The 21,308-nt window shown below is 37.2% G+C and carries 21 protein-coding genes and 1 riboswitch; of the genes, 18 read left to right on the top strand and 3 right to left on the bottom strand.

Annotation, left to right across the window (positions count from 1 at the left end; all coding sequences use genetic code 11):
* Nucleotides 1-136 precede the first annotated feature (136 nt).
* The 16 genes from HMPREF2542_RS00165 to HMPREF2542_RS00235 all read left to right on the top strand — a co-directional run bounded on the left by HMPREF2542_RS00165 (nucleotide 137) and on the right by HMPREF2542_RS00235 (nucleotide 15,796).
* The gene (locus HMPREF2542_RS00165; RefSeq protein ID WP_058669502.1) at nucleotides 137-841 is read left to right on the top strand and encodes a helix-hairpin-helix domain-containing protein; all 705 of its coding nucleotides are present in this window, start codon (nucleotides 137-139) and stop codon (nucleotides 839-841) included.
* A complete protein-coding gene (locus HMPREF2542_RS00170; RefSeq protein WP_058669503.1) occupies nucleotides 825-3,053 on the top strand; it encodes a DNA internalization-related competence protein ComEC/Rec2 in 2,229 nt (742 codons plus the stop codon). Before HMPREF2542_RS00165 ends, HMPREF2542_RS00170 begins: the two co-directional genes overlap by 17 nt.
* 79 nt (nucleotides 3,054-3,132) lie before the next feature.
* Nucleotides 3,133-3,621: a DUF805 domain-containing protein gene (locus HMPREF2542_RS00175; protein ID WP_082663089.1), complete on the top strand. Its 489-nt coding sequence runs from the start codon at nucleotides 3,133-3,135 to the stop codon at nucleotides 3,619-3,621.
* A 90-nt stretch (nucleotides 3,622-3,711) separates the two neighbouring features.
* On the top strand, nucleotides 3,712-3,852 hold the full coding sequence (locus HMPREF2542_RS10020) for a hypothetical protein (RefSeq protein ID WP_227743444.1): 141 nt from the start codon (nucleotides 3,712-3,714) through the stop codon (nucleotides 3,850-3,852).
* A gap of 444 nt (nucleotides 3,853-4,296) precedes the next feature.
* The gene (locus HMPREF2542_RS00180) at nucleotides 4,297-5,283 is read left to right on the top strand and encodes a Gfo/Idh/MocA family protein (protein ID WP_037597080.1); all 987 of its coding nucleotides are present in this window, start codon (nucleotides 4,297-4,299) and stop codon (nucleotides 5,281-5,283) included.
* 24 nt (nucleotides 5,284-5,307) lie between these two features.
* On the top strand, nucleotides 5,308-5,961 hold the full coding sequence (locus HMPREF2542_RS00185) for a uracil-DNA glycosylase (protein ID WP_006269516.1): 654 nt from the start codon (nucleotides 5,308-5,310) through the stop codon (nucleotides 5,959-5,961).
* Nucleotides 5,962-5,969: 8 nt separating this feature from the next.
* The gene (locus HMPREF2542_RS00190; RefSeq protein ID WP_058669504.1) at nucleotides 5,970-6,440 is read left to right on the top strand and encodes an NUDIX hydrolase; all 471 of its coding nucleotides are present in this window, start codon (nucleotides 5,970-5,972) and stop codon (nucleotides 6,438-6,440) included.
* A gap of 11 nt (nucleotides 6,441-6,451) precedes the next feature.
* Nucleotides 6,452-7,726, top strand: a complete 1,275-nt coding sequence (locus HMPREF2542_RS00195; RefSeq protein ID WP_037597078.1) for a dihydroorotase — start codon at nucleotides 6,452-6,454, stop codon at nucleotides 7,724-7,726.
* 267 nt (nucleotides 7,727-7,993) lie between these two features.
* The gene (metK, locus tag HMPREF2542_RS00200) at nucleotides 7,994-9,187 is read left to right on the top strand and encodes a methionine adenosyltransferase (protein WP_003069208.1); all 1,194 of its coding nucleotides are present in this window, start codon (nucleotides 7,994-7,996) and stop codon (nucleotides 9,185-9,187) included.
* 357 nt (nucleotides 9,188-9,544) lie between these two features.
* Entirely contained in the window at nucleotides 9,545-10,804 is a 1,260-nt protein-coding gene (locus HMPREF2542_RS00205) for a UDP-N-acetylglucosamine 1-carboxyvinyltransferase (protein WP_003042302.1), read from the top strand.
* A gap of 78 nt (nucleotides 10,805-10,882) precedes the next feature.
* Nucleotides 10,883-11,434, top strand: coding sequence for a GNAT family N-acetyltransferase (locus HMPREF2542_RS00210; protein ID WP_003069207.1), 552 nt, complete (start codon nucleotides 10,883-10,885; stop codon nucleotides 11,432-11,434).
* A complete protein-coding gene (spxR, locus tag HMPREF2542_RS00215; RefSeq protein WP_058669505.1) occupies nucleotides 11,427-12,704 on the top strand; it encodes a CBS-HotDog domain-containing transcription factor SpxR in 1,278 nt (425 codons plus the stop codon). Before HMPREF2542_RS00210 ends, spxR begins: the two co-directional genes overlap by 8 nt.
* A 24-nt stretch (nucleotides 12,705-12,728) precedes the next feature.
* A complete protein-coding gene (locus HMPREF2542_RS00220) occupies nucleotides 12,729-13,586 on the top strand; it encodes a methionyl aminopeptidase (RefSeq protein WP_058669506.1) in 858 nt (285 codons plus the stop codon).
* A 52-nt stretch (nucleotides 13,587-13,638) separates the two neighbouring features.
* The gene (locus HMPREF2542_RS00225) at nucleotides 13,639-14,541 is read left to right on the top strand and encodes a YihY/virulence factor BrkB family protein (RefSeq protein WP_058669507.1); all 903 of its coding nucleotides are present in this window, start codon (nucleotides 13,639-13,641) and stop codon (nucleotides 14,539-14,541) included.
* Nucleotides 14,542-14,627: 86 nt separating this feature from the next.
* Nucleotides 14,628-15,089: a MarR family winged helix-turn-helix transcriptional regulator gene (locus HMPREF2542_RS00230; protein ID WP_020997766.1), complete on the top strand. Its 462-nt coding sequence runs from the start codon at nucleotides 14,628-14,630 to the stop codon at nucleotides 15,087-15,089.
* On the top strand, nucleotides 15,089-15,796 hold the full coding sequence (locus HMPREF2542_RS00235) for a B3/B4 domain-containing protein (protein WP_058669508.1): 708 nt from the start codon (nucleotides 15,089-15,091) through the stop codon (nucleotides 15,794-15,796). The genes HMPREF2542_RS00230 and HMPREF2542_RS00235 overlap by 1 nt, the downstream gene beginning before the upstream one ends.
* A gap of 67 nt (nucleotides 15,797-15,863) precedes the next feature.
* Here HMPREF2542_RS00235 and HMPREF2542_RS00240 read toward each other — a convergent pair whose 3' ends face one another.
* A complete protein-coding gene (locus HMPREF2542_RS00240) occupies nucleotides 15,864-16,307 on the bottom strand; it encodes a GtrA family protein (RefSeq protein ID WP_058669509.1) in 444 nt (147 codons plus the stop codon).
* 28 nt (nucleotides 16,308-16,335) lie between these two features.
* Nucleotides 16,336-16,445: riboswitch (PreQ1 riboswitch) on the top strand.
* Between HMPREF2542_RS00240 and HMPREF2542_RS00245 the strand changes: the two genes are divergently transcribed.
* Entirely contained in the window at nucleotides 16,443-16,952 is a 510-nt protein-coding gene (locus HMPREF2542_RS00245) for a QueT transporter family protein (protein WP_058669510.1), read from the top strand. It overlaps the preceding riboswitch by 3 nt.
* Before the next feature lie 55 nt (nucleotides 16,953-17,007).
* Here HMPREF2542_RS00245 and HMPREF2542_RS00250 read toward each other — a convergent pair whose 3' ends face one another.
* Together HMPREF2542_RS00250 and HMPREF2542_RS00255 are read right to left on the bottom strand one after the other, a co-directional pair.
* Nucleotides 17,008-18,057: a PTS sugar transporter subunit IIC gene (locus tag HMPREF2542_RS00250; protein ID WP_003029822.1), complete on the bottom strand. Its 1,050-nt coding sequence runs from the start codon at nucleotides 18,055-18,057 to the stop codon at nucleotides 17,008-17,010.
* Nucleotides 18,058-18,081: 24 nt separating this feature from the next.
* The gene (locus tag HMPREF2542_RS00255) at nucleotides 18,082-19,029 is read right to left on the bottom strand and encodes a 2-dehydropantoate 2-reductase (protein ID WP_003069195.1); all 948 of its coding nucleotides are present in this window, start codon (nucleotides 19,027-19,029) and stop codon (nucleotides 18,082-18,084) included.
* A 319-nt stretch (nucleotides 19,030-19,348) separates the two neighbouring features.
* On the opposite strand from HMPREF2542_RS00255, the gene ligA reads away from it, so the two are divergent.
* Complete coding sequence (gene ligA / locus HMPREF2542_RS00260; RefSeq protein WP_022524662.1) at nucleotides 19,349-21,307, top strand: NAD-dependent DNA ligase LigA; 1,959 nt, start codon at nucleotides 19,349-19,351, stop codon at nucleotides 21,305-21,307.
* Nucleotide 21,308 lies beyond the last annotated feature (1 nt).

Genomic DNA, 21,308 nt, shown 5'->3' on the forward strand with positions numbered 1-21,308 from the left:
GGTGAAGTGTTTCATTGGTTAATCCTTATCAAAATTCTTTTTCTAATATCGCAAAAGCTGAAAAATTTTTTCAGCTTTTTTATTTATTTTACGAATAAACAGATAAAGTAAATTTTCATTCAGTTTAGGAGGAAAAATGTTAGAGGTAATCATCGCAAAAATAAAAGAGTATAAAATTTTAGTTGGTTTAAGCCTGATTGGTTTGATCATAGCAGGATTTTTTATGATGACTAGTAAATCTGCTAGACAATCTAATGTGGGAGATATTGCACAAGAGACCACAAATGCAAAACTAGAACGGAAAGAAACTTCAACTGAAACGAAGAAAAAACAACAGAAAGAAGAAACAGAATCTCAAAAGAATTTAGCGAGTGAAGAATTGGAATTTTTAACTGTAGATGTTAAAGGTGCTGTTAAAAATCCAGGTATTTATCAATTAAAAAAAACAAGCCGAATAAATGATGCTATCCAAAAAGCGGGTGGACTAACGACAGACGCTGACAGCAAATCTATCAATTTGGCTCAAAAACTAACAGATGAGGCTGTGATTTACGTGGCAGTTATGGGTGAAAATGTAACAAATGCTGCAAGTAGTAATGGACAAACTTTAACGACAGATACCAATGGAACTGCGGCACAAAAAGGGAATAAGGTCAATCTAAATAAGGCCAATTTGTCTGATTTACAGTCTATTTCTGGTATTGGACAAAAGCGCGCCCAAGATATTTTAGATTATCGTGAGGCAAATGGAAAATTTAATTCTGTTGATGATCTTAAAAATATATCAGGAGTTGGTGCTAAAACATTAGAGAAATTGAAAGAATATGTCACAGTGGATTAAGATATTTCCGATTAAACCAATTTACATTGCTTTCTTACTTGTCTGGCTATATTTTGCAATCTATCAAAGTAGCTGGTTGGCTTGGTTTTGTTTTATTTTTCTAATAATCCGTCTTTTTGTCCTTTATTCACCGAAAAAATGTTTCACAACTTTAATGTTTCTCGCTTGTTTTGCTGCTTTTTTCTTTGTTCGTAGAGAAATGGCAGAGTGGCAAACAAAAGCAGAACCTTCTTCTGTAAGACAAGTAGCAGTTCTACCTGACACGATTAAGGTAAATGGAGATTCGCTTTCTTTTCGCGGTAAAGCAAATGGACAGACTTATCAAATTTACTACAAATTGAAATCAAAAGAAGAACAGTTGGCTTTTCAAAATCTATCCAGTCTTGTCACATTAACTGTTGAGGGGGAATTTGAATCTCCTGAAAAGCAGCGCAATTTTTCTGGTTTTGATTATCAAGTCTATCTAAAAACACAAGGGATTTATCGAATTTTAAAGGTGGATCAAATTTTGTCTAGTCAAGATAGGGTTAGCTTCCAACCGTTTGAGTGGTTGTCTAGCTGGCGAAGAAAGGCATTGGTTTTCATTAAGAGAAATTTTCCAAATCCGATGAATCATTACATGACAGGGCTCTTATTTGGCGCATTAGAGACAGATTTTGATGAAATGAGTGATCTTTATTCTAGCTTGGGAATTATTCATTTATTTGCGTTATCTGGCATGCAAGTTGGCTTTTTTATGGAAGGATTTCGTAAGTTGCTTTTGAAGCTGGGACTTACGAAGGAAATGGTTCATAAATGCCAATATCCGTTTTCTTTCTTTTATGCAGGAATGACTGGATTTTCAGTATCCGTTGTACGGAGCTTAATTCAGAAATTATTGTCGCAACATGGTATCACTAAATTAGATAATTTTGCTTTAACAATAATAGTGTTGTCCTTGCTTATGCCATCTTTTCTTTTAACGGCAGGAGGAGTTCTCTCCTGTGCCTATGCTTTTGTTATTAGTGTTATAGATTTTGAAAGTCTGACTTCTTGGAGAAAAGTTGTGGTAGAGAGCAGTATCATTTCACTTGGTGTTTTACCGATTCTAATCTTTTATTTTGGAGAATTTCAACCTTGGTCTATTTTATTGACATTTGTTTTTTCACTAATTTTCGATATAGTGATGTTACCGGGTTTAACGCTGATTTTTCTCATTTCACCTTTCATAAAGCTCATTCAAGTAAATTTTCTTTTTGAAGGTTTAGAAAATAGTATTCGTTGGATAGCCAATGTCTTTGGCAGACCAATCGTTTTTGGACAACCTGGCTCGCTTTTGTTAGTTGTTATGCTGCTTGTACTGGCTATTTTGTATGATGTTAGAAAAAATAAAAAATGGGTGATATTGCTCAGCTTGTGTCTTGCTATACTATTTTTTATAACTAAATTTCCTTTGCAAAATGAGATCACAATGGTTGATGTTGGACGGGGAGATAGTCTTTTTTTGAGAGACTGGAAAGGTAGAAATGTATTGATTGACGTTGGAGGACGTGAAGAAATTAGAACAAAAGAATCTTGGCAAAAACGAACAACTAAATCAAATGCGGAGAAAACTTTGATTCCTTACCTAAAAAGTCGTGGTATAGATACGATTGATACTCTAATCTTAACAAATCCTAATGCAGATTATGCGGGAGATGTAATAAAAGTGGTTAAAAAGTTTGCGGTAAAGAAAATTTTTATTTCCAGAAGTAGTTTGAATGATGCAGACTTTTTAAATAAATTAAAGGAGACAAGGGCATTTGTTCATGTCGTAAAACAAGGAGACAAACTTCCTATTTTTGATCATCATTTGCAAGTTCTTTCTGGTACGAATAAGAATGATCAATCGCTAGTTTTATATGGTCAATTTTTTCGTACAAGGTTTTTATTTATGAGCAATTTAACAGAAGAGGATGAAGTAAAGCTAATGCAACTTTATCCAAAGCTAAAAACAGATGTCTTGAAGGTTGGGCAACATGGAGCCAAAAATTCATCACATTCAAAATTTTTACAGCAAATAGAACCGGCAGTTGCACTCATTTCTGTTGGGAAAAATAACCAATCCAAATCTCCGAATCAAGAAATGATAGAGCGATTGAATCGCTTAAATGCGAAGATTTATCGAACAGATGAACGAGGGGCGATCAAGTTTTCAGGATGGACAAAATGGCAATTAGAAACTGTTCAATAGTCAGAGTTCTAAAATTGAAATTCCGTTGATTTAGTAGGAAGAGTATGATATTTAAAAATAAAAACTTAGGAGATTTATTATGTTTACAGTTTATAAAAAGTTTTGGACTCATTATGCTGATTTTGAAGGAAAATCAACAAGACCTGAGTATTGGTGGTCTGTTTTGTGCAATGTGTTGATTACACTGCCATTTGGTATGATAGCTTTTGGGTCGATTTTAACTGCAACTTTCAACATTGTGCAACAAGCAGTTTACTATCGGGAAGAACTTGGTGAATTTGATCCAAGTGTTTTTATAGCTAGCTTAGGTTCTACATTTATTATCATTATTTTATTGAGTATTTTCTGGATAGCAACTTTAGTTCCAAATTTAGCAATTATTGTGCGTCGCTTGCGCGATGCTGGCTATCATTGGGCATTCATCTTTTTATATGTAGCTCCTGTACTTTTGATGTGGGTTCCACTTTTAAATATCTTAGCTGTTTTAGCTATGCTACCATGTTCTATCGCTTTGATTATCTTACTTTGTATGCCGACTAAAGAAGCGCAAACATCTACTGTTGATTAAGGACAATTTACGACACAACAAATACAATCTCAACAACCTGTTCAAACGCAACAATTTACTCAACCGCAAGAATCAGCACAATCTCAAGCGATGAAAACAGAAGTAACACCAGTTCAACAAGAAATGAAAGTGACAGAAATAACTGATCAAACTATTCAATCGGAAGAGGAAACTTTAGCCTCAGCAATCACGGAAAATGAACAATTTAAAAAAGATGAACTCGGACAATAGACGACATTTTACAGTTAAATAATTACATATAAAGAAAAGCCCATTGAATGGGCTTTTTAAGTTTACAATATTAAATAAGGATAGCAACTAGTTTTTATTAGGATCGTTATGAAAATCAATTATGAGGCAAATTATTGCAATAGCAAAAATAAATAATATGATTCCGATGATGATTTTTATCATCATATTTGAAAAGTAAAATAAGGCAATAAACAAGAGTAAAAATAAAATAAACCAAGACCACATAAGGTTGCTCCTTCCTCAGTTTATTATAACATAAAGAAATACTCTGATTTTATTCGATTGTTTATATAGAAAAGTATGTGTGTCCTTACAGTTTGATTTTAGAAGATTTTGATACAGGTAATATCTCTACATAAAAAGTCAGCTAAATGAAGGAAAATTTGGTATGATAAGAATAATCATGTAGCTAGGAGAAAGACTATGGAAAACAAAGTACGTTACAATTGGGCAACTTTAGGTACAGGTGTGATTGCTAATGAATTGGCACAAGCTTTGGAGAAATTGGGAGGGAAGCTTTATTCGGTTGCTAATCGAACATATCAAAAAGGCTTGGAGTTTGCACAAAAATACGGTATTGAAAAAGTCTACGACCAGATAGATGACGTATTTAGTGACGAAAATGTGGATATTATTTACATTTCCACGCCACACAATACGCATATTGATTTTTTACGAAAAGCACTAAAAAATGGAAAACATGTTCTATGTGAGAAGTCTATTACACTTAATTCTGAAGAATTAGAAGAAGCTATCTTCCTAGCGGAACAGCATCATGTTGTTTTAGCTGAAGCTATGACAATTTATCATATGCCGATTTATCGTCAATTAAATAAAGTAATTTCTAGCGGGCGATTAGGCGACTTAAAAGTGATTCAAATGAACTTTGGCAGTTATAAAGAATATGATATGACAAATCGTTTCTTTAATCGTCAGCTTGCAGGCGGAGCCCTTTTGGATATTGGTGTATATGCCTTATCATTTGTTCGCTGGTTTATGACATCTCGACCCAATCAAATTCTTTCACAAGTGAAATTTGCACCAACGGGCGTTGATGAGCAGGCGGGGATTCTTCTGACGAATGCTGAAGGAGAAATGGCAACTTTGACCTTGAGTCTCCACGCTAAACAGCCTAAGCGAGGAACAATTGCTTATGATAAAGGCTATATTGAAATATATGAATATCCTCGAGGACAAAAGGCGGTTATTACCTATACGGAAGACGGGCATCAAGAAATCATTGAAGCTGGAAAGACGAGTGATGCTTTAATGTATGAAATTCTTGATATGGAAGAAGCAGTAGCTGGTGACAAAGATGAGATGTACTTGCATTATAGTCGTGATGTCATGAAAATCATGACAGATTTACGAAAAGAATGGGGAATGACCTATCCTGAGGAAGAAAAGTAATTGAGTATAGAAGAGGAGAAAACAATGGAACACTCAGCTTGGCATAGTTTGATTAAGCAACAATTACCTGATGGTTATTTTGGTAAAATTAATTATTTTTTAAATCAGGTTTATTCATCAGGCACAATCTATCCGCCGCGTGAAAAAGTATTTAATGCGATACAAACGACTGATTTAGTAGATGTAAAGGTGGTAATTTTAGGGCAGGATCCTTATCATGGTCCGCGTCAGGCACAGGGGTTGAGTTTCTCAGTACCAGATGATATTCCAGCGCCACCTTCTCTTCAAAATATTTTGAAAGAGTTGGCAGATGACATTGGAATGAAAGAATCTCATGATTTGACATCTTGGGCGCGTCAAGGAGTACTGTTGCTAAATGCGAGTTTGACTGTTCCTGCTGGTCAAGCAAATGGGCATGCTGGTCAAATTTGGGAACCGTTTACGGATGCCGTTATTAAGGTTGTCAATGAAAAAGATACACCTGTTGTTTTTATTCTCTGGGGTTCTTATGCACGCAAGAAAAAAGCATTGATTACCAATCCAAAACATCTCATTTTGGAATCTCCTCATCCGAGTCCTTTATCGGCTCATAGAGGTTTTTTTGGAAGTAGACCTTTTTCTAAGACAAATGAATTTTTAAAAAATCAAGGATTAGAACCCGTTGACTGGTTAGTTTAGGAGGAGAAATGGTTAAATTAGCAACGATTTGTTACATTGACAATGGAAAAGAAATTTTACTACTTCATCGCAATAAAAAGCCTAATGATATTCATGCTGGCAAGTGGATTGGTGTTGGTGGTAAATTAGAAAAAGGTGAAACACCGCAGGAGTGTGCGGTGCGAGAAATCTTTGAAGAAACGGGATTACAAGTAAATAAGCCAGTACTAAAAGGTATTATCACTTTTCCGGATTTTACGCCTCACCATGACTGGTACACTTATGTATTTAAAGTGACAGAGTTTGAGGGAGAACTAATTGACTGCGACGAAGGTACTTTGGAATGGGTACCGTATGAACAAGTTCTATCTAGGCCAACTTGGGAGGGAGATCACATCTTTGTATCGTGGCTTTTAGAAAATAAACCGTTTTTCTCGGCCAAATTTTTTTACAAAGGAGAGACGTTAGTGGAGAGCCATGTTGATTTTTATGAAGATTAAGGAGAAAATTTATGTTGTTAATTAAAAATGGTCGACTTATGGATCCTAAATCTGGTTTAAATCAGATTTGTGATATCTTGATGAAGGATAAAAGAATTCTTCAAATTGGTCAAGATTTGAAAGTAGAAAATGCTCAGGTAATTGATGCGACTGGATTGGTGGTAGCACCAGGATTGATTGATATCCATGTTCATTTTCGTGAGCCTGGTCAGACACATAAGGAAGACATCCACACAGGTGCTTTGGCAGCGACAGCAGGCGGATTTACAACGGTTGTCATGATGGCAAATACCACTCCAACGATTTCAACAGTAGAGACACTAAAGGAAGTATTAGCATCTGCCGATCGTGAAAAAATTCATATTAAAGCTGTTGCAACTATTACAAAGAATTTTGATGGACAACATTTGACAGATTTTAAAGGGCTTTTAGCAGCGGGAGCTATTGGTTTTTCAGATGACGGAATTCCATTAAAAAGTACGAAAATGGTACGCGAAGCTTTAGAAGAAGCTGACAAACATGGTGCATTTATTTGTCTTCATGAAGAGGATCCAGAACTAAATGGTATTTTGGGATTCAATGAGCATATCGCTAAAGAACATTTTGGATTCTGCGGTGCGACAGGTGTTGCTGAATATAGTATGATTGCGCGTGATGTCATGATTGCTCATGCAACCAATACTCATATTCATATTCAGCATTTATCAAAAGCAGAAAGCGTGAAAGTCGTGGAATTTGCTCAGCGATTGGGCACTCATGTGACAGCAGAAGCAGCACCCCAGCATTTTTCTAAAACAGAAGAGCTATTGTTGCTCAGAGGTAGCAATGCTAAGATGAATCCCCCCCTTCGTTTGGAATCAGATCGTTTAGCTGTCATTGAAGGGCTTAAATCAGGAGTGATTTCGGTTATTGCGACAGACCATGCACCTCACCATGTCGATGAAAAAAATGTAAAAGATATCACCCAAGCACCGTCTGGTATGACAGGTTTAGAGACATCGCTTTCACTTGGCTTGACGTATTTGGTAGACGCAGGTCATTTGACCCTCATGCAGTTGCTGGAAAAAATGACGATTAACCCCGCACAGCTTTATGGTTTTGACGCGGGCTATCTTGCTGAGAACGGTCCAGCCGATCTCACGATTTTTGATGCAAATGCCGAACGCATGATAACAGAAGATTTCGCCTCAAAATCAATTAATTCACCATTTATTGGCGAAAAATTGAAAGGTGTTGTTCGCTATACTATCTGTGATGGACAAATCGTGTATGAAGGTAAATCGTGATAAGGACATAAGGTTGGAAATGTTTTTCAACCTTTTTATATTCTTAATTTCTTCTAATTTTTATCAAATTGTCTGTTTATTTTAATAAAAAATGATACAATAGAGAAGTTAAAAGAGTCCCGAAAAGGTAGTCAAAGGTTAAATATTGACCGTAGAGACTAGTGCTTTGTAACTTTTTAACGTAAGTCTGTTTACAGATTTTCAAGTAACTTCCTAGCAATAATAGAATTTCTAGGGATAATATTTCATTAAAAGGGGGACATGAATATGTCAGAGCGTAAACTTTTCACGTCTGAATCTGTATCTGAAGGACATCCAGATAAGATTGCAGACCAAATTTCAGATGCTATTTTAGATGCTATTTTAGAGCAGGATCCAGAAGCTCATGTAGCTGCTGAGACAGCTGTCTATACAGGTTCCGTCCATGTTTTTGGAGAAATCTCTACAAATGCTTATGTGGATATTAACCGCATAGTTCGTGATACGATTGCAGAGATTGGCTACACAAATGCTGAATATGGTTTTTCTGCAGAGACGGTGGGAGTGCATCCGTCGCTTGTTGAGCAGTCGTCAGACATTGCTCAAGGGGTGAATGAGGCCTTAGAAATTCGTGGGAATGTTGATCAAGATCCACTTGATTTGATTGGCGCTGGAGATCAAGGTCTTATGTTTGGTTTTGCCGTAGATGAAACGCCTGAACTAATGCCACTGCCTATTTCTTTAAGTCACAAATTAGTCCGTCGTTTAGCAGAGCTTCGCAAATCTGGAGAAATTTCCTATCTTCGTCCGGATGCAAAATCTCAGGTAACGGTTGAATACGATGAAAACGACCAAGCAGTCCGTGTTGATACTGTAGTTATTTCCACTCAACATGACCCAGAAGTAAGCAATGAGCAGATTCATCAAGATGTAATTGAAAAGGTCATTAAAGAAGTTGTTCCAGCAGAATATTTAGATGAAGAAAGCAAGTTTTTCATCAATCCAACTGGTCGCTTTGTTATTGGTGGTCCTCAAGGAGATTCCGGTTTAACTGGACGTAAGATTATCGTTGATACTTATGGCGGGTATGCACGCCACGGAGGAGGAGCTTTCTCTGGTAAAGACGCTACAAAGGTCGATCGTTCCGCTTCCTATGCTGCTCGTTACATTGCCAAAAATATTGTCGCTGCTGGCTTGGCCAAGAAAGCTGAAGTCCAGCTAGCCTATGCTATTGGGGTTGCACATCCAGTATCAGTCCGCATTGATACTTTTGGTACAGGTGTAGTTTCAGAAAGCAATCTTCAAGAAGCGGTTCGACAAATCTTTGACCTTCGTCCAGCTGGTATTATTCAAATGCTTGATTTGAAACGCCCAATTTACCGTCAGACTGCTGCCTATGGGCACATGGGACGTACGGATATTGACTTGCCGTGGGAAAAACTTGATAAAGTAGATGCTTTAAAAGCAGTTGTTGCAAAATAAAGAAGAAGTTAGGATACAAGTCTCTTGTTTATAAATTTTTTATGTGGCATTTTACAATCAGCCGCAGTTGCAATCTGACTTAAAACGTATTTATTTGTGCCGATTATATTAGTGTTATCTGCAAACTCCAGCAGTTCCCTAGATTGTCGGATCTAGTTATCATTTTGTGGAGCGGGACAAAATTGATTTTTGTCCCGCTCTTTTTAGAATGCCACCAAAATAAAAGAGTTTTGTAATCGTTATATAACAAGAATGACAAGTTAAAAGAGATTTCTTTAAAAGGATAGGATTTTCACAGAAACTGTGTTATAATAAAGTGCAGTATATTTGATTATAAATTCCTTGAAAGAGCTAAAAATGAAAAAAATTGTAATTAATGGTGGTCGCCCCTTAAAGGGAGAGGTGACCATTAGCGGTGCTAAAAATAGCGTGGTTGCTTTAATTCCAGCGATAATTTTATCTGATGAAATTGTAACATTGGATTGTGTGCCAGATATTTCCGATGTTGTGAGTTTGATTGACATCATGGAAGCTATGGGAGCAAGCGTTGAGCGTCAAGACGATACGCTGAAAATTGATCCTCGTGGGATAAAAAATATGCCTATGCCTTATGGTAAAATCAATAGCTTGCGTGCTTCTTATTACTTTTATGGTAGTTTGCTTGGACGCTATGGCGAAGCAACAGTTGGCTTGCCTGGTGGCTGTGATTTGGGGCCTCGACCGATTGATTTGCATATCAAAGCTTTTGAAGCTATGGGGGCTACTATGACCTATGAGGGAAATTCCATGAACCTTTCGACAGGTGGCGAGCGGCTTCATGGAGCTAGTATTTACATGGATACAGTAAGTGTCGGAGCGACTATTAATACCATGCTTGCAGCGGTAAAGGCAAAAGGGCGTACTGTTATTGAAAATGCGGCTCGTGAGCCTGAAATCATTGATGTAGCGACACTTTTAAATAATATGGGAGCCCACATCCGAGGGGCCGGTACTGACATTATTATCATTGAAGGTGTTGATAAGCTCCATGGAACTCGTCACCAAGTTATTCCGGATCGAATTGAAGCAGGAACTTATATCTCAATGGCAGCGGCAATTGGTGAAGGAGTGCAAATCAATAATGTCCTTTATGAACACTTAGAGAGCTTTATTGCGAAATTAGAAGAAATGGGAGTCCGCATGACCGTTTCTGAAGATAGCGTGTATGTCGAAAAGCAGCATAATTTGAAAGCAATCAACATTAAGACTGCTCCTTATCCAGGCTTTGCTACAGACTTGCAACAGCCTATTACGCCGCTTTTATTAACGGCTAAGGGACGTGGTTTGATTATTGATACGATTTATGAAAAGCGAGTAAATCATGTCGCTGAATTAGCAAAAATGACCGGTAAGATTTCAACAAGTGCCAATCATATTGCTTATGAAGGACCTAATCAATTGCAAGGGGCAGTCGTCAAAGCAACTGATTTGCGAGCAGGAGCAGCTCTTGTAATCGCAGGATTGCTAGCTCACGGAAAAACTGAGATTACAAATGTAGAATTTATTTTGCGTGGCTATTCAAATATTATTGAAAAGTTGACTAATTTAGGAGCAGACATTCAACTTGTTGAAGAGTAACTCTGAATAGTGTTGGCGCGATGAAGTGAAATAGCTCAGTTGGTACGCGCCAGCTGAGCTTTATCTTAGAGGTAAGATATGAATTTGTGGACAAAATTGGCAGAATTTGCCTTTATAGAAACAGAACATTTAGTATTGCGTCCCTTTTCCTTTATGGATAGTGAAGATTTTTATAAAATTGCCTCCAATCCTGAAAATCTACATTTCATTTTTCCTGCACAGGCTAATTTGCAAGAAAGTCAACATGTATTGGCTAATTATTTCATGAAATATCCTCTTGGAATTTGGGCGATCTGTGATAAAGATTCTGGGCAAATGATTGGTTCTGTTAAATTTGAAAAAATGGATGAAATCAGAGGCGAAGCAGAATTAGGTTATTTTCTTCACCAAGCCTATTGGGGACGCGGTTTGATGACTGAATGTGTCAAAAATATTATTTATCTTTCTTTTACACAATTTGGGTTTAAGAAGTTACGAATTGTCACTCATCTGGAAAATAAAGCTAGTCAACGAGTTGCTCAAAAGTCTGGTTTTCGGTTTGGTCGTCAATTTAGGGGAAGCGATCGTTATACACGTAAAATGCAGGATTATTTAGAGTTTTGCTATGAAAAAGGAGACTTTCATGAGTAAGCATCAAGAAATTATCACTTATTTAGAAGAATTACCAGTAGGAAAGCGTGTCAGTGTACGCAGTATCTCTAATTTTTTAGGAGTAAGTGAGGGAACTGCTTACCGTGCAATTAAAGAAGCAGAAAACCGTGGATTGGTTGAAACGCGTCCTCGTAGTGGCACGATTCGTGTAAAATCTCCTAGGGTGGAGCTAGAACATTTAACATATAAGGAAATTGCAGAAATTACAGGTTCTGAAGTCTTAGCTGGTCAGGATGGACTTGAAAAGGAATTCAGTAAATTCTCAATCGGAGCAATGACCGAAAAGAATCTCTTACGCTACTTAACGGAAGGAGGTCTCTTGATTATTGGAGACCGCACCCGTATTCAGTTATTAGCCTTGAAGCATGAAAATGCTGTATTAGTGACAGGTGGTTTGGAAGTAAGCCGCGATGTTTTAAAATTAGCGAATCGCTTAAGCATTCCTGTTCTAAGATCACAACATGATACCTTTACAGTTGCGACAATCATCAATCGTGCATTGTCTAATATGCAGATTAAAACAGATATTTTAACAGTGGAGCAAGTGTATCGGGGGAGTCATGAATATGGATTCTTGAAAGATACTGATACCGTTCGTGATTTTATGGATTTGGTCCGGAAAAATCGCAACAGTCGTTTTCCTGTCGTTAATCAGCACAATATGGTAGTTGGTGTGGTAACAATGCGTGATGCTAGCGATAAATCACCTCACACTATTTTGGATAAAGTGATGACGAAAAATATCTATGCCGTCACTTTAAATACTAGTATTGCCAATGTTAGTCAGCGTATGATTACAGAAGATTTTGAAATGGTGCCAGTTATTCGCAACGATCAAACTCTGCTTGGAGTCATCACGCGTCGTGATGTCATGGAAAAAATGAGTCGCGACCAAGTCTCCAGCCTGCCCACTTTCAGCGATCAAGTCTCTCAAAAACTGCGTCACATTAATGATGAATTTACTTTTGTTGTAGAACCCTTTATGTTAGAAAATAACGGTGTCTTATCTAATGGTATTTTGACAGAAATTTTAACGACAGCAACGCATCAGTATGTGACATCTGGCAAGAAAAATATTGTCATTGAGCAAATGACAATTTATTTCTTACAAGCTGTTCAAATTGATGAAACCTTGATACTTCGTCCAAGAATAGTTCGACAAACAAGGCATTCTGCCATTTTAGATTATGATATTTATTTAAAACTTCAATTGGTTGCAAAAGCGACGATTACAGTAAAGATAAACTAATACTTCAGATATTAAGGAGAAAGAATGATAACTTTAAAATCACAACGTGAAATTGATTTAATGGATAAGAGTGGAGCATTTCTTGCCAGTATCCACATTGGTTTAAGAGATTTGATTAAACCAGGTGTTGATATGTGGGACATAGAAGAATATGTTCGTAGACGCTGTAAAGAAGATAATGCGCTTCCTCTTCAAATTGGTGTGGAAGGCAGCATCATGGATTACCCTTATGCCACTTGCTGCTCATTGAATGATGAAGTGGCACATGCTTTTCCACGTCACAAAAAATTAGTTGAAGGTGACTTAATCAAAGTAGATATGGTCGTTGGCTTGGTTGATAAAGCTGAGTTAGATGTTTCTAAACTTGATTTCAATAATGTGGAACAAATGAAACACTATACGGAAAATTTCCGTGGAGGTGTGGCGGATTCTTGCTGGGCTTATGCAGTTGGTCAAGTGAGTGAAGAAGTACAACAATTGATGGAGGTTACAAAAGAATGCCTTTATCGTGGAATTGAAGCTGCTCAAGTTGGCAATCGGATTGGTGACATTGGTGCAGCGATTCAAGAATATGCGGAAAGTCATGGTTATGGTGTTGTTCGTGACTTAGTAGGACATGGTGTTGGACCAACTATGCACGAAGAGCCAATGGTGCCTCATTACGGACGTGCTGGACGTGGTTTACGTCTTCGTGAAGGAATGGTCTTGACAATTGAGCCGATGATTTCAACAGGCACTTGGGAGATTGACACAGATTTTGAGACGGGGTGGGCTCATAAAACGCTGGACGGTGGACTTTCTTGTCAATACGAACATCAATTTGTGATTACCAAAGATGGACCTGTTATCTTGACCAGTCAAGGGGAAGAAGGAACGTATTAAAACTAGAAGTAGAATGAGGGGGCTTTTTGCTCCTTCTTCTATAGGGGATGAGATGAAGAAGTTGGTTTCTAGGATCGGACATAATCCATATTTACAAGCTTTTTTTAAATTTTATCAGGCATCTGAGATTGATTTGACCAGCATTGCAGTGGCTTATTATTTGTTGATTTCAATTTTTCCATTGCTGTTAATTGTTGTGAATATATTGCCTTATTTTCAAATTCCAATAGCAGAATTTTTAGAAGCGATAGAAGATGTTCTGCCAGAGTCACTTTATGAAGTGATTGCAAAGGTCATTCGTAATGTATTAACCCAACCGTCTTCTGGCTTGTTGAGCTTCTCCATTCTTTCGGCTTTATGGGCTTTTTCACAATCAATGTCTTTCTTGCAAAAAGCTTTTAATAAAGCTTATGGTGTCGCCAAAGATAGAGGACTCATTTCGCACAGATTGTTTAGTATAGTGATGAGTTTAGGATTACAGTTGCTCTTTGCTCTTTCTCTTTTGATGACAATGTTTGGGCGAATGTCTCTTCGTCTGCTCCATAGTTTTTGGGGATTTGATAACCAGCTTTATACTAGTCTACAAAAGATGACGCAGCCAACCATTTACACTTTACTTTTTCTTTCTTTATTGATGTTGTATTACTTTTTACCTAATGTCAAAATCAAGAAAATTCGCTACGTACTACCAGGAACGGTTTTTGTAGTTCTTACAATTGGTGTATTGCTAAATTTGTTTTCCGTTTATTTGGACACCTATGTAAATCACTTAATGGATGTTCGATTTTTCAGTTCCATTTTTGTTGTGGTCGTGATGATTTGGTTTACTCTCATTGCTCAAATACTTATTATTGGCGCGATTCTAAATGCAAGTTATCAACGTTGTCACGAAAGTTCATTTGAAACAAGGCATAAACAATTGACCACACGACTCATTCAAAAAACAAAAAAATGAAAAAAGAAGATAAAACTTCTTTTTTTAATATTATTTTATTGCATTTGCAACAAAAATAGTTTATAATAATTGGCGAAGGAGGGAATATGACTATTTTGCGGGAAATTGGAATTATTGCTCGAGCGCTGGATTCGATTGCGAATATTGAATTTCGTGATATTGATTTGGCACGTGGACAGTATTTGTATTTAGTCCGAATTGCTGAAAATCCAGGGATTATTCAGGAAGAGTTGTCTGAACTTTTAAAAGTAGATCGTTCAACGGTTGCCCGTTCTGTGAAGAAATTGGAGAAAAAAGGATTTTTAGAACAGAAGTCAGCACCTGATAACCGAAAAAACAAAGAATGGTTTGTTACAAAAAAAGGCGCGGCTCTCTATCCATTTATTTTAGCTGAAAATCAATATTCTGAGCAAACTTCATTGCAGGGTTTTTCGATAGCAGAAGCAAAGCAGTTGGAGGAAATGTTGATTCGAGTTCGCGAAAATATCACAGGTGATTGGGATTCAGTAAAAAAAGGACAAAAAAGAAATTACGAAAGAGGTAGATGATGAAAGTTACAGTTGAAAATGAATTTTGGGAGTTATTTCCTCAAGCACAAATTAGTATTATGGTAGCTAAAGGATTGGATAATAGTGTTGATGAAAGTAAGGACCTTTATTTTAAATCCCTGTTAGACAAGGGAAGCAAACGAGCAGAAGATTTTATTTCTGATGAACCATTTACGCAAAATGAGGTTATTCAGGAATGGCGGCAGGCTTTTACCAAATTTAAAACTAAAAAAGGAGCCCGTTCTTCCATTGAAGCACTTTTAAAAAGAGTGAGTCAAGGTCGTGAGTTCAATCCAATCAATCCATTGGTGGATATTTATAATAGTGTTTCACTTTCTTATGCTGTGCCTTGTGGTGGTGAAGATATTGACAAAATTGAGGGAGGACTACATTTAGCTAAAGCGCAAGGTGGAGAACCTTTCTTTCCGCTTGGAGCAGAGACGGATGCACCAGCTCTTCCAGAAGAAATCATCTACCATGATGATGAAGGAGCGGTTTGTCGTTGTCTCAACTGGCGCGAAGCTAAGCGAACTATGCTGACAGAAGAAACCAGAGATGCAGTGCTAGTTATTGAAGCTGTCAATGAAGAACAAGCAAAACGTGCACAAGCTGCTATGCAAGAATTGCAATATTTGGTAGAAGATTATTTTGATGTAAAAGGAGAAATCACTCACTTGACAATGGAGCATCCAAGTGTAGAAATTTAAGAATAAAAAAGAGCTTCAAAGCTCTTTGGGATTAAAAACAAGCCACCATTTTGAGTAGGTTTGTTTTTTATTTCTTTGATTTATTTTTAAATACAAAGATTTTACTGAAAACATAATTGAGCACAATAATAATAATTTGAGCAAGCAAAGTTTCAATAGTGTTGACCGTTTTAATGTCATTGTGGACAAATTGACCAATAATAGCAGGAAAAGTAGTAACGAAAACGAGTGTGAGTCCCATATCCAATAAAAAGGTAGAGAGTCGCGCAACAACAAACTTGATAAAACGAGAGAACCAACCCTTTCTTTCTTGTTTAAAGACAATCGTATCGTTTGTTACAAAAGCAAAGAGGATACCAGCGATATTTCCTAAGGCGGTCGCCAATAGTTCGTTGTTACTCAATGCATAATAGAGTATGCGTGTGATGATAGCAACAATCGTGGTAGACAATCCAAAAAACAGGTAAGATAAAATTTCATTGTCAAAAAAGTGTGTAATATATTTTTTCATATATTTACTCTATCATATTTAAAAAAATTGTGCTATACTTGAAAAGCTGTATTAATGTTCTCAATGCAGCCCTTGGCGCTTAGTTTCCTTTCGCCAAGCATATTATACGCGGTTATAGCCGCCAAAGGAGAAAACATGGAAAAATTTACTATTCGCGATATGGCTCAGATTGCTCTCGTTGCTGCGATTTATGTCGCTCTAACAATGACACCGCCCCTGAATGCTATTAGTTATGGAGCCTATCAATTTCGGATTTCTGAAATGATGAATTTTATGGCTTTTTATAAACCCAAGTACATCATTGGGGTCACACTGGGCTGTATGATTGCTAATTTGTTTAGTTTTGGAATCATTGATGTCTTTGTTGGTGGCGGATCAACCTTGGTCTTTTTGAGTTTGGGTGTGTATTTCTTTAGAAAACACATGAACGAATATTTGTTTAACGGATTGATCAATAAAGCTTTCTTTTATTTTGCGATTTTCTTTTCATTTTCAATGATTACAATTGCTGCAGAGTTATATTTTGTTGCGAAAGCCCCGTTTCTTTTTACATGGTTTACAACGGCAATTGGAGAGTTTGTTTCACTCATTATTGGTGGAATTTTAATGGACAAGCTAAATAAGCGGATTGACTTGGAGAAATAAATGCTTTGAATAGCAGACTAATAAAAAATCTGTCGAAGATTCGACAGATTTTTTATTAGTCTTGGAATTTAAATACAACAGAAGAGTCATATAGTTTCAAGATTTTTTCAAAAACAATTTTACTTGCAAGAGCTGCAAGGATTGGAACAATGAGCCATACAACAACTGCTAAAGCTATATTTAATCCTGCATCAATAGAGGCTAATGGTCCCACCAAACCTACGAGACCAAAACCTGCTGATTGAGCTGTTCCACTGACTGAGAAAAGAGCTACCGGGATAGCGGATATAACGGCTGTTGTCAAACACGGAACTAAAATAATTGGATATTTAAAGACGTTTGGCATCATCAATTTCATAGCTCCCAAAGCAATAGCTAAAGTCACCCCTGAATTATTCACTTTCCAAGAGTGAACAACTAAAGCAACGGCTGTAGCTGCCACACCCATTGCTGAAGCTCCGGCTGAAATTCCATTTAATTGAATGGCTAAACCAATGGCAACGGTTGAGATTGGAGAAATGATAATAAAGGCAAATGAACAACAAATTAAAATAGACATCAATAGCGGTTGTAAGTGTGTAAATTCATTGATAACCACTCCAATGCCAGTTGTAATTTGTTTAACAAATGGCAAGAGCAGTAAGCCAATCAAGGCTGCACCTACCCCGACGACAATTGGCATAGCTACCACAGCTGTTGAACCAAATCGATCTTTGATTAACATAAGCATGCCAACTGCGATAGCTGCTGTTAACATGGTGTTAATTAGGTCTCCTGTGCCAGCTCCGACATATTTTCCAAGTTCAGTATTGAAAGTGACGACACCTGAAGCTACAAAAGCAGCTCCTGCAGTGACCATCATCTGCATGGGTTTAAATCCAAATTGCAAAGCGATTAACCCACCGATAATCAATGGTGTAGCTAATTGGAAGATAACAGCAATATGAATAATGGTCTGTGCAATTGGCACGGTGCTGAAATATTTTAAAATAGCTGATAAAACAGCGTTTGGAATTAAACCAATAATAACTCCTAATGCCGTTCCCGACAATACTTTATTGACAAATATTTTTGCCGTCATCTTTTCTTGTGCTTGTGTTTCCATCTAATTTCCCTTTCTGTTTCCAAATTATTTAGCGCCTAATATTTGTTCTTTGCAGTGAACCAATTCTGTCAAGAAGGAGCAATATGGAGTTTGTATACCATACTTTTGACCTTTTCGTACGACAGCTCCGTTGATATAATCAATTTCTGTCAGACGATTATGCTCGTTCAAATCTTGATACATTGATGGGTGATGTAATCCGATTGTATCTCGATTGTAGCAATTTTTTTCGATGTAATCTACAGTTTCTTCAACATTCAAATCGACATTTTCATATTTTGCAACCGCCGCAAATTCGCTGACAATGCGCTCAACAATCGTATGGGCGGGAGTGGTGTCACCGAAATCTGCCATATTAGAAAGCAAAATAGTGCATAAACCATTCATTGTCCCGTTTACACAGGCTTTTTTATAAATGGCGTGCAAGATATTTTCAGAATACTGTGCGTTCAATCCAGCAGAATTTAAGATTTCTACAATGTGATCAGCTGCTTGTTTAGCTTTTGAATCTGAAACTAGATTTTTCAGTGCAACAGTTCCGTTTCCGAATAACTTCACTCGACCTGGTCCTTCCATACCTGCTGTCCACATAGTATTTCCGATCATGATATGCTCTTTTGGAACATATTTTTCAATGATTTCTTCATGTCCAATTCCATTCAATAAACAAAGAACATTTGTGTGCTCTTTTATCAATGGCTGAATGTCTGTTAGCATTGCTTCTAACTGCATTGCTTTAGTAAATAGAATGATTAAATCACTGGACAAAGTTGGTTCTACTTCGTTTTGAAGATAAATTGGCAATTTCGCAACAAGCTCCTCGCCATTAAAATTAGCCTGCAAGCCATTTTTTTGGATAGCTTTTACATGGTCTGCCCAACCATCTACTAAAATGACCTTATGACCCGCTTGATGCAACATGAGACCAAACCGGCTGCCCATTGCACCTGCACCTGCAATTGTAATATTCACAATAAGATTCCTCCTCTATATTGTTTGGATTATTTCTTTATTAAAAGAAAATGAACTATATATATATTTTACTTCTTTTATCTTTTTTTATCAATTAAATTTTGAATTTATAATTTTTGAAGTTGTAGGCTGGCTCTAGCTTTTTAACCAAAAAAATTCATTAAATTATTTGTAAAAATACAGCAGATTTTAGCTAGTAAATACTTATAATATTTAGACATCATTGTTTTTACGCTGTTTTATTTGATATGTCTAAATTTTTTATGATATTAACAGTAATAATCCTGTAGAATCGTATGTTTTATGATAAAATAGAAATATGAAAGACAGAATGTTAGAACTGGTGAATCTACTAAATCAATATGCGCATGAATATTATACAACTGATAATCCAAGCGTATCGGATAGTGAATATGATAGGTTATATCATGAATTGTTAGATTTAGAACAGCAATACCCAGAGCTCGTTCAGGCTGATAGCCCAACTCATCGTGTGGGTGGTAAGGTTTTAGAAGGGTTTGAAAAATACCAACATCAGTATCCGCTATATAGTTTGCAGGATGCTTTTTCACGTGAAGAGTTAGAGGCATTTGATGTACGGATTCGCAAAGATTTTCCAAAGGTGAGTTATCTGTGTGAGTTAAAAATTGATGGTCTCTCTATTTCTCTTATGTATGAAAATGGTATTTTGGTTGCAGGAGCCACTCGGGGAGATGGCTCCGTCGGAGAAAATATCACAGAAAATTTAAAAAGGGTGAAAGATATTCCGCTAACTTTGCCAACTGCTGTAAATTTGACAGTTCGTGGTGAATGTTACATGCCACGTAGTTCTTTTGACGCAGTGAATCAACTGCGTCAAGAAAATGGAGAGCCAGAATTTGCAAATCCGAGAAATGCAGCGGCAGGAACGCTGCGTCAGTTGGATACTGCAATTGTTGCCAAGCGAAATCTAGCAACTTTTCTTTATCAAGAAGCCAGTCCAACAGATGTGTCAACTCAAGAAGCTGTTTTAAATAAGTTATCTAAAAATGGATTTAGCGTAAATGAACGGCATATTTTGGCATATTCGATGGATGAAGTATGGCGATTTATAGAGCAAATCAATCACGAACGTGCGCAATTGCCTTATGATATTGACGGTGTTGTCATCAAGGTAAATGATTTATCTGTTCAAGAAGAGCTCGGTTTTACCGTGAAAGCTCCTAAATGGGCGATTGCTTATAAATTTCCGGCGGAAGAAAAAGAAGCACAGCTTTTATCGGTTGATTGGACGGTTGGGCGAACTGGAGTGGTTACACCGACCGCTAATCTTACACCTGTGAAATTAGCAGGGACAACCGTCAGTCGAGCAACTCTGCACAATGTTGATTACATTGCTGAAAAAGATATTCGTAAAGACGATACAGTTATCGTTTATAAGGCGGGTGATATCATTCCAGCTGTTTTGCGAGTGGTTGAAAACAGGCGCCAATCAGAAGAGCAACTAGAGATTCCGACGAACTGTCCAAGTTGCAACAGCGAGCTGATTCATTTTGAAGATGAGGTGGCTTTGCGCTGTATCAATCCGCGCTGTCCTGCACAAATTAAGGAGGGGTTGATTCATTTTGCTAGTCGTGATGCCATGAATATCACAGGGCTTGGACCAGCAGTGGTGGAGAAATTATTTGCTCAGGAATTGGTGAAAGATGTGGCTGGCATTTACCACTTGACTGTCGAAGATTTGTTGCAATTGGAGAATATTAAGGAAAAATCAGCTAACAAGTTGTACTCTGCTATTCAAGCTTCTAAAGAAAATTCAGCAGAGAAATTACTATTTGGGCTGGGCATTCGCCATGTTGGAAGCAAAGCGAGTCAGATTTTGTTAGAGCATTTTCATGATTTGGAACAATTAGCAAAAGCAGAAAGAGAAGAAATTGTTGCACTGGATAGTCTAGGAATGGTGATTGCTGAAAGTTTGACTAGTTATTTTGCTCAGGAAGGATCGCAAATTCTACTGAGAGAATTGAAAGAAGCAGGGCTTAATCTAGCTTACTTAGGTGAAAAAGTTGCAGCAAACGCAGTTCTTTCTGGATTGACCGTTGTCTTAACAGGAAAATTAGAACGCTTGAATCGTTCAGAAGCAAAAGTAAAATTAGAAAGTTTAGGTGCAAAGGTGACGAGCTCTGTTTCTAAAAAAACGAGTTTAGTCGTTGCTGGAGCAGATGCAGGAAGTAAATTAATAAAAGCTCAAGAGTTAGGCATTGACATTCGTGATGAATCTTGGCTTGAGAGCTTGTAGA

The sequence above is a fragment of the Streptococcus sp. HMSC034B05 genome (assembly GCF_001809055.1).
GTDB classification, from domain to species: domain Bacteria; phylum Bacillota; class Bacilli; order Lactobacillales; family Streptococcaceae; genus Streptococcus; species Streptococcus constellatus.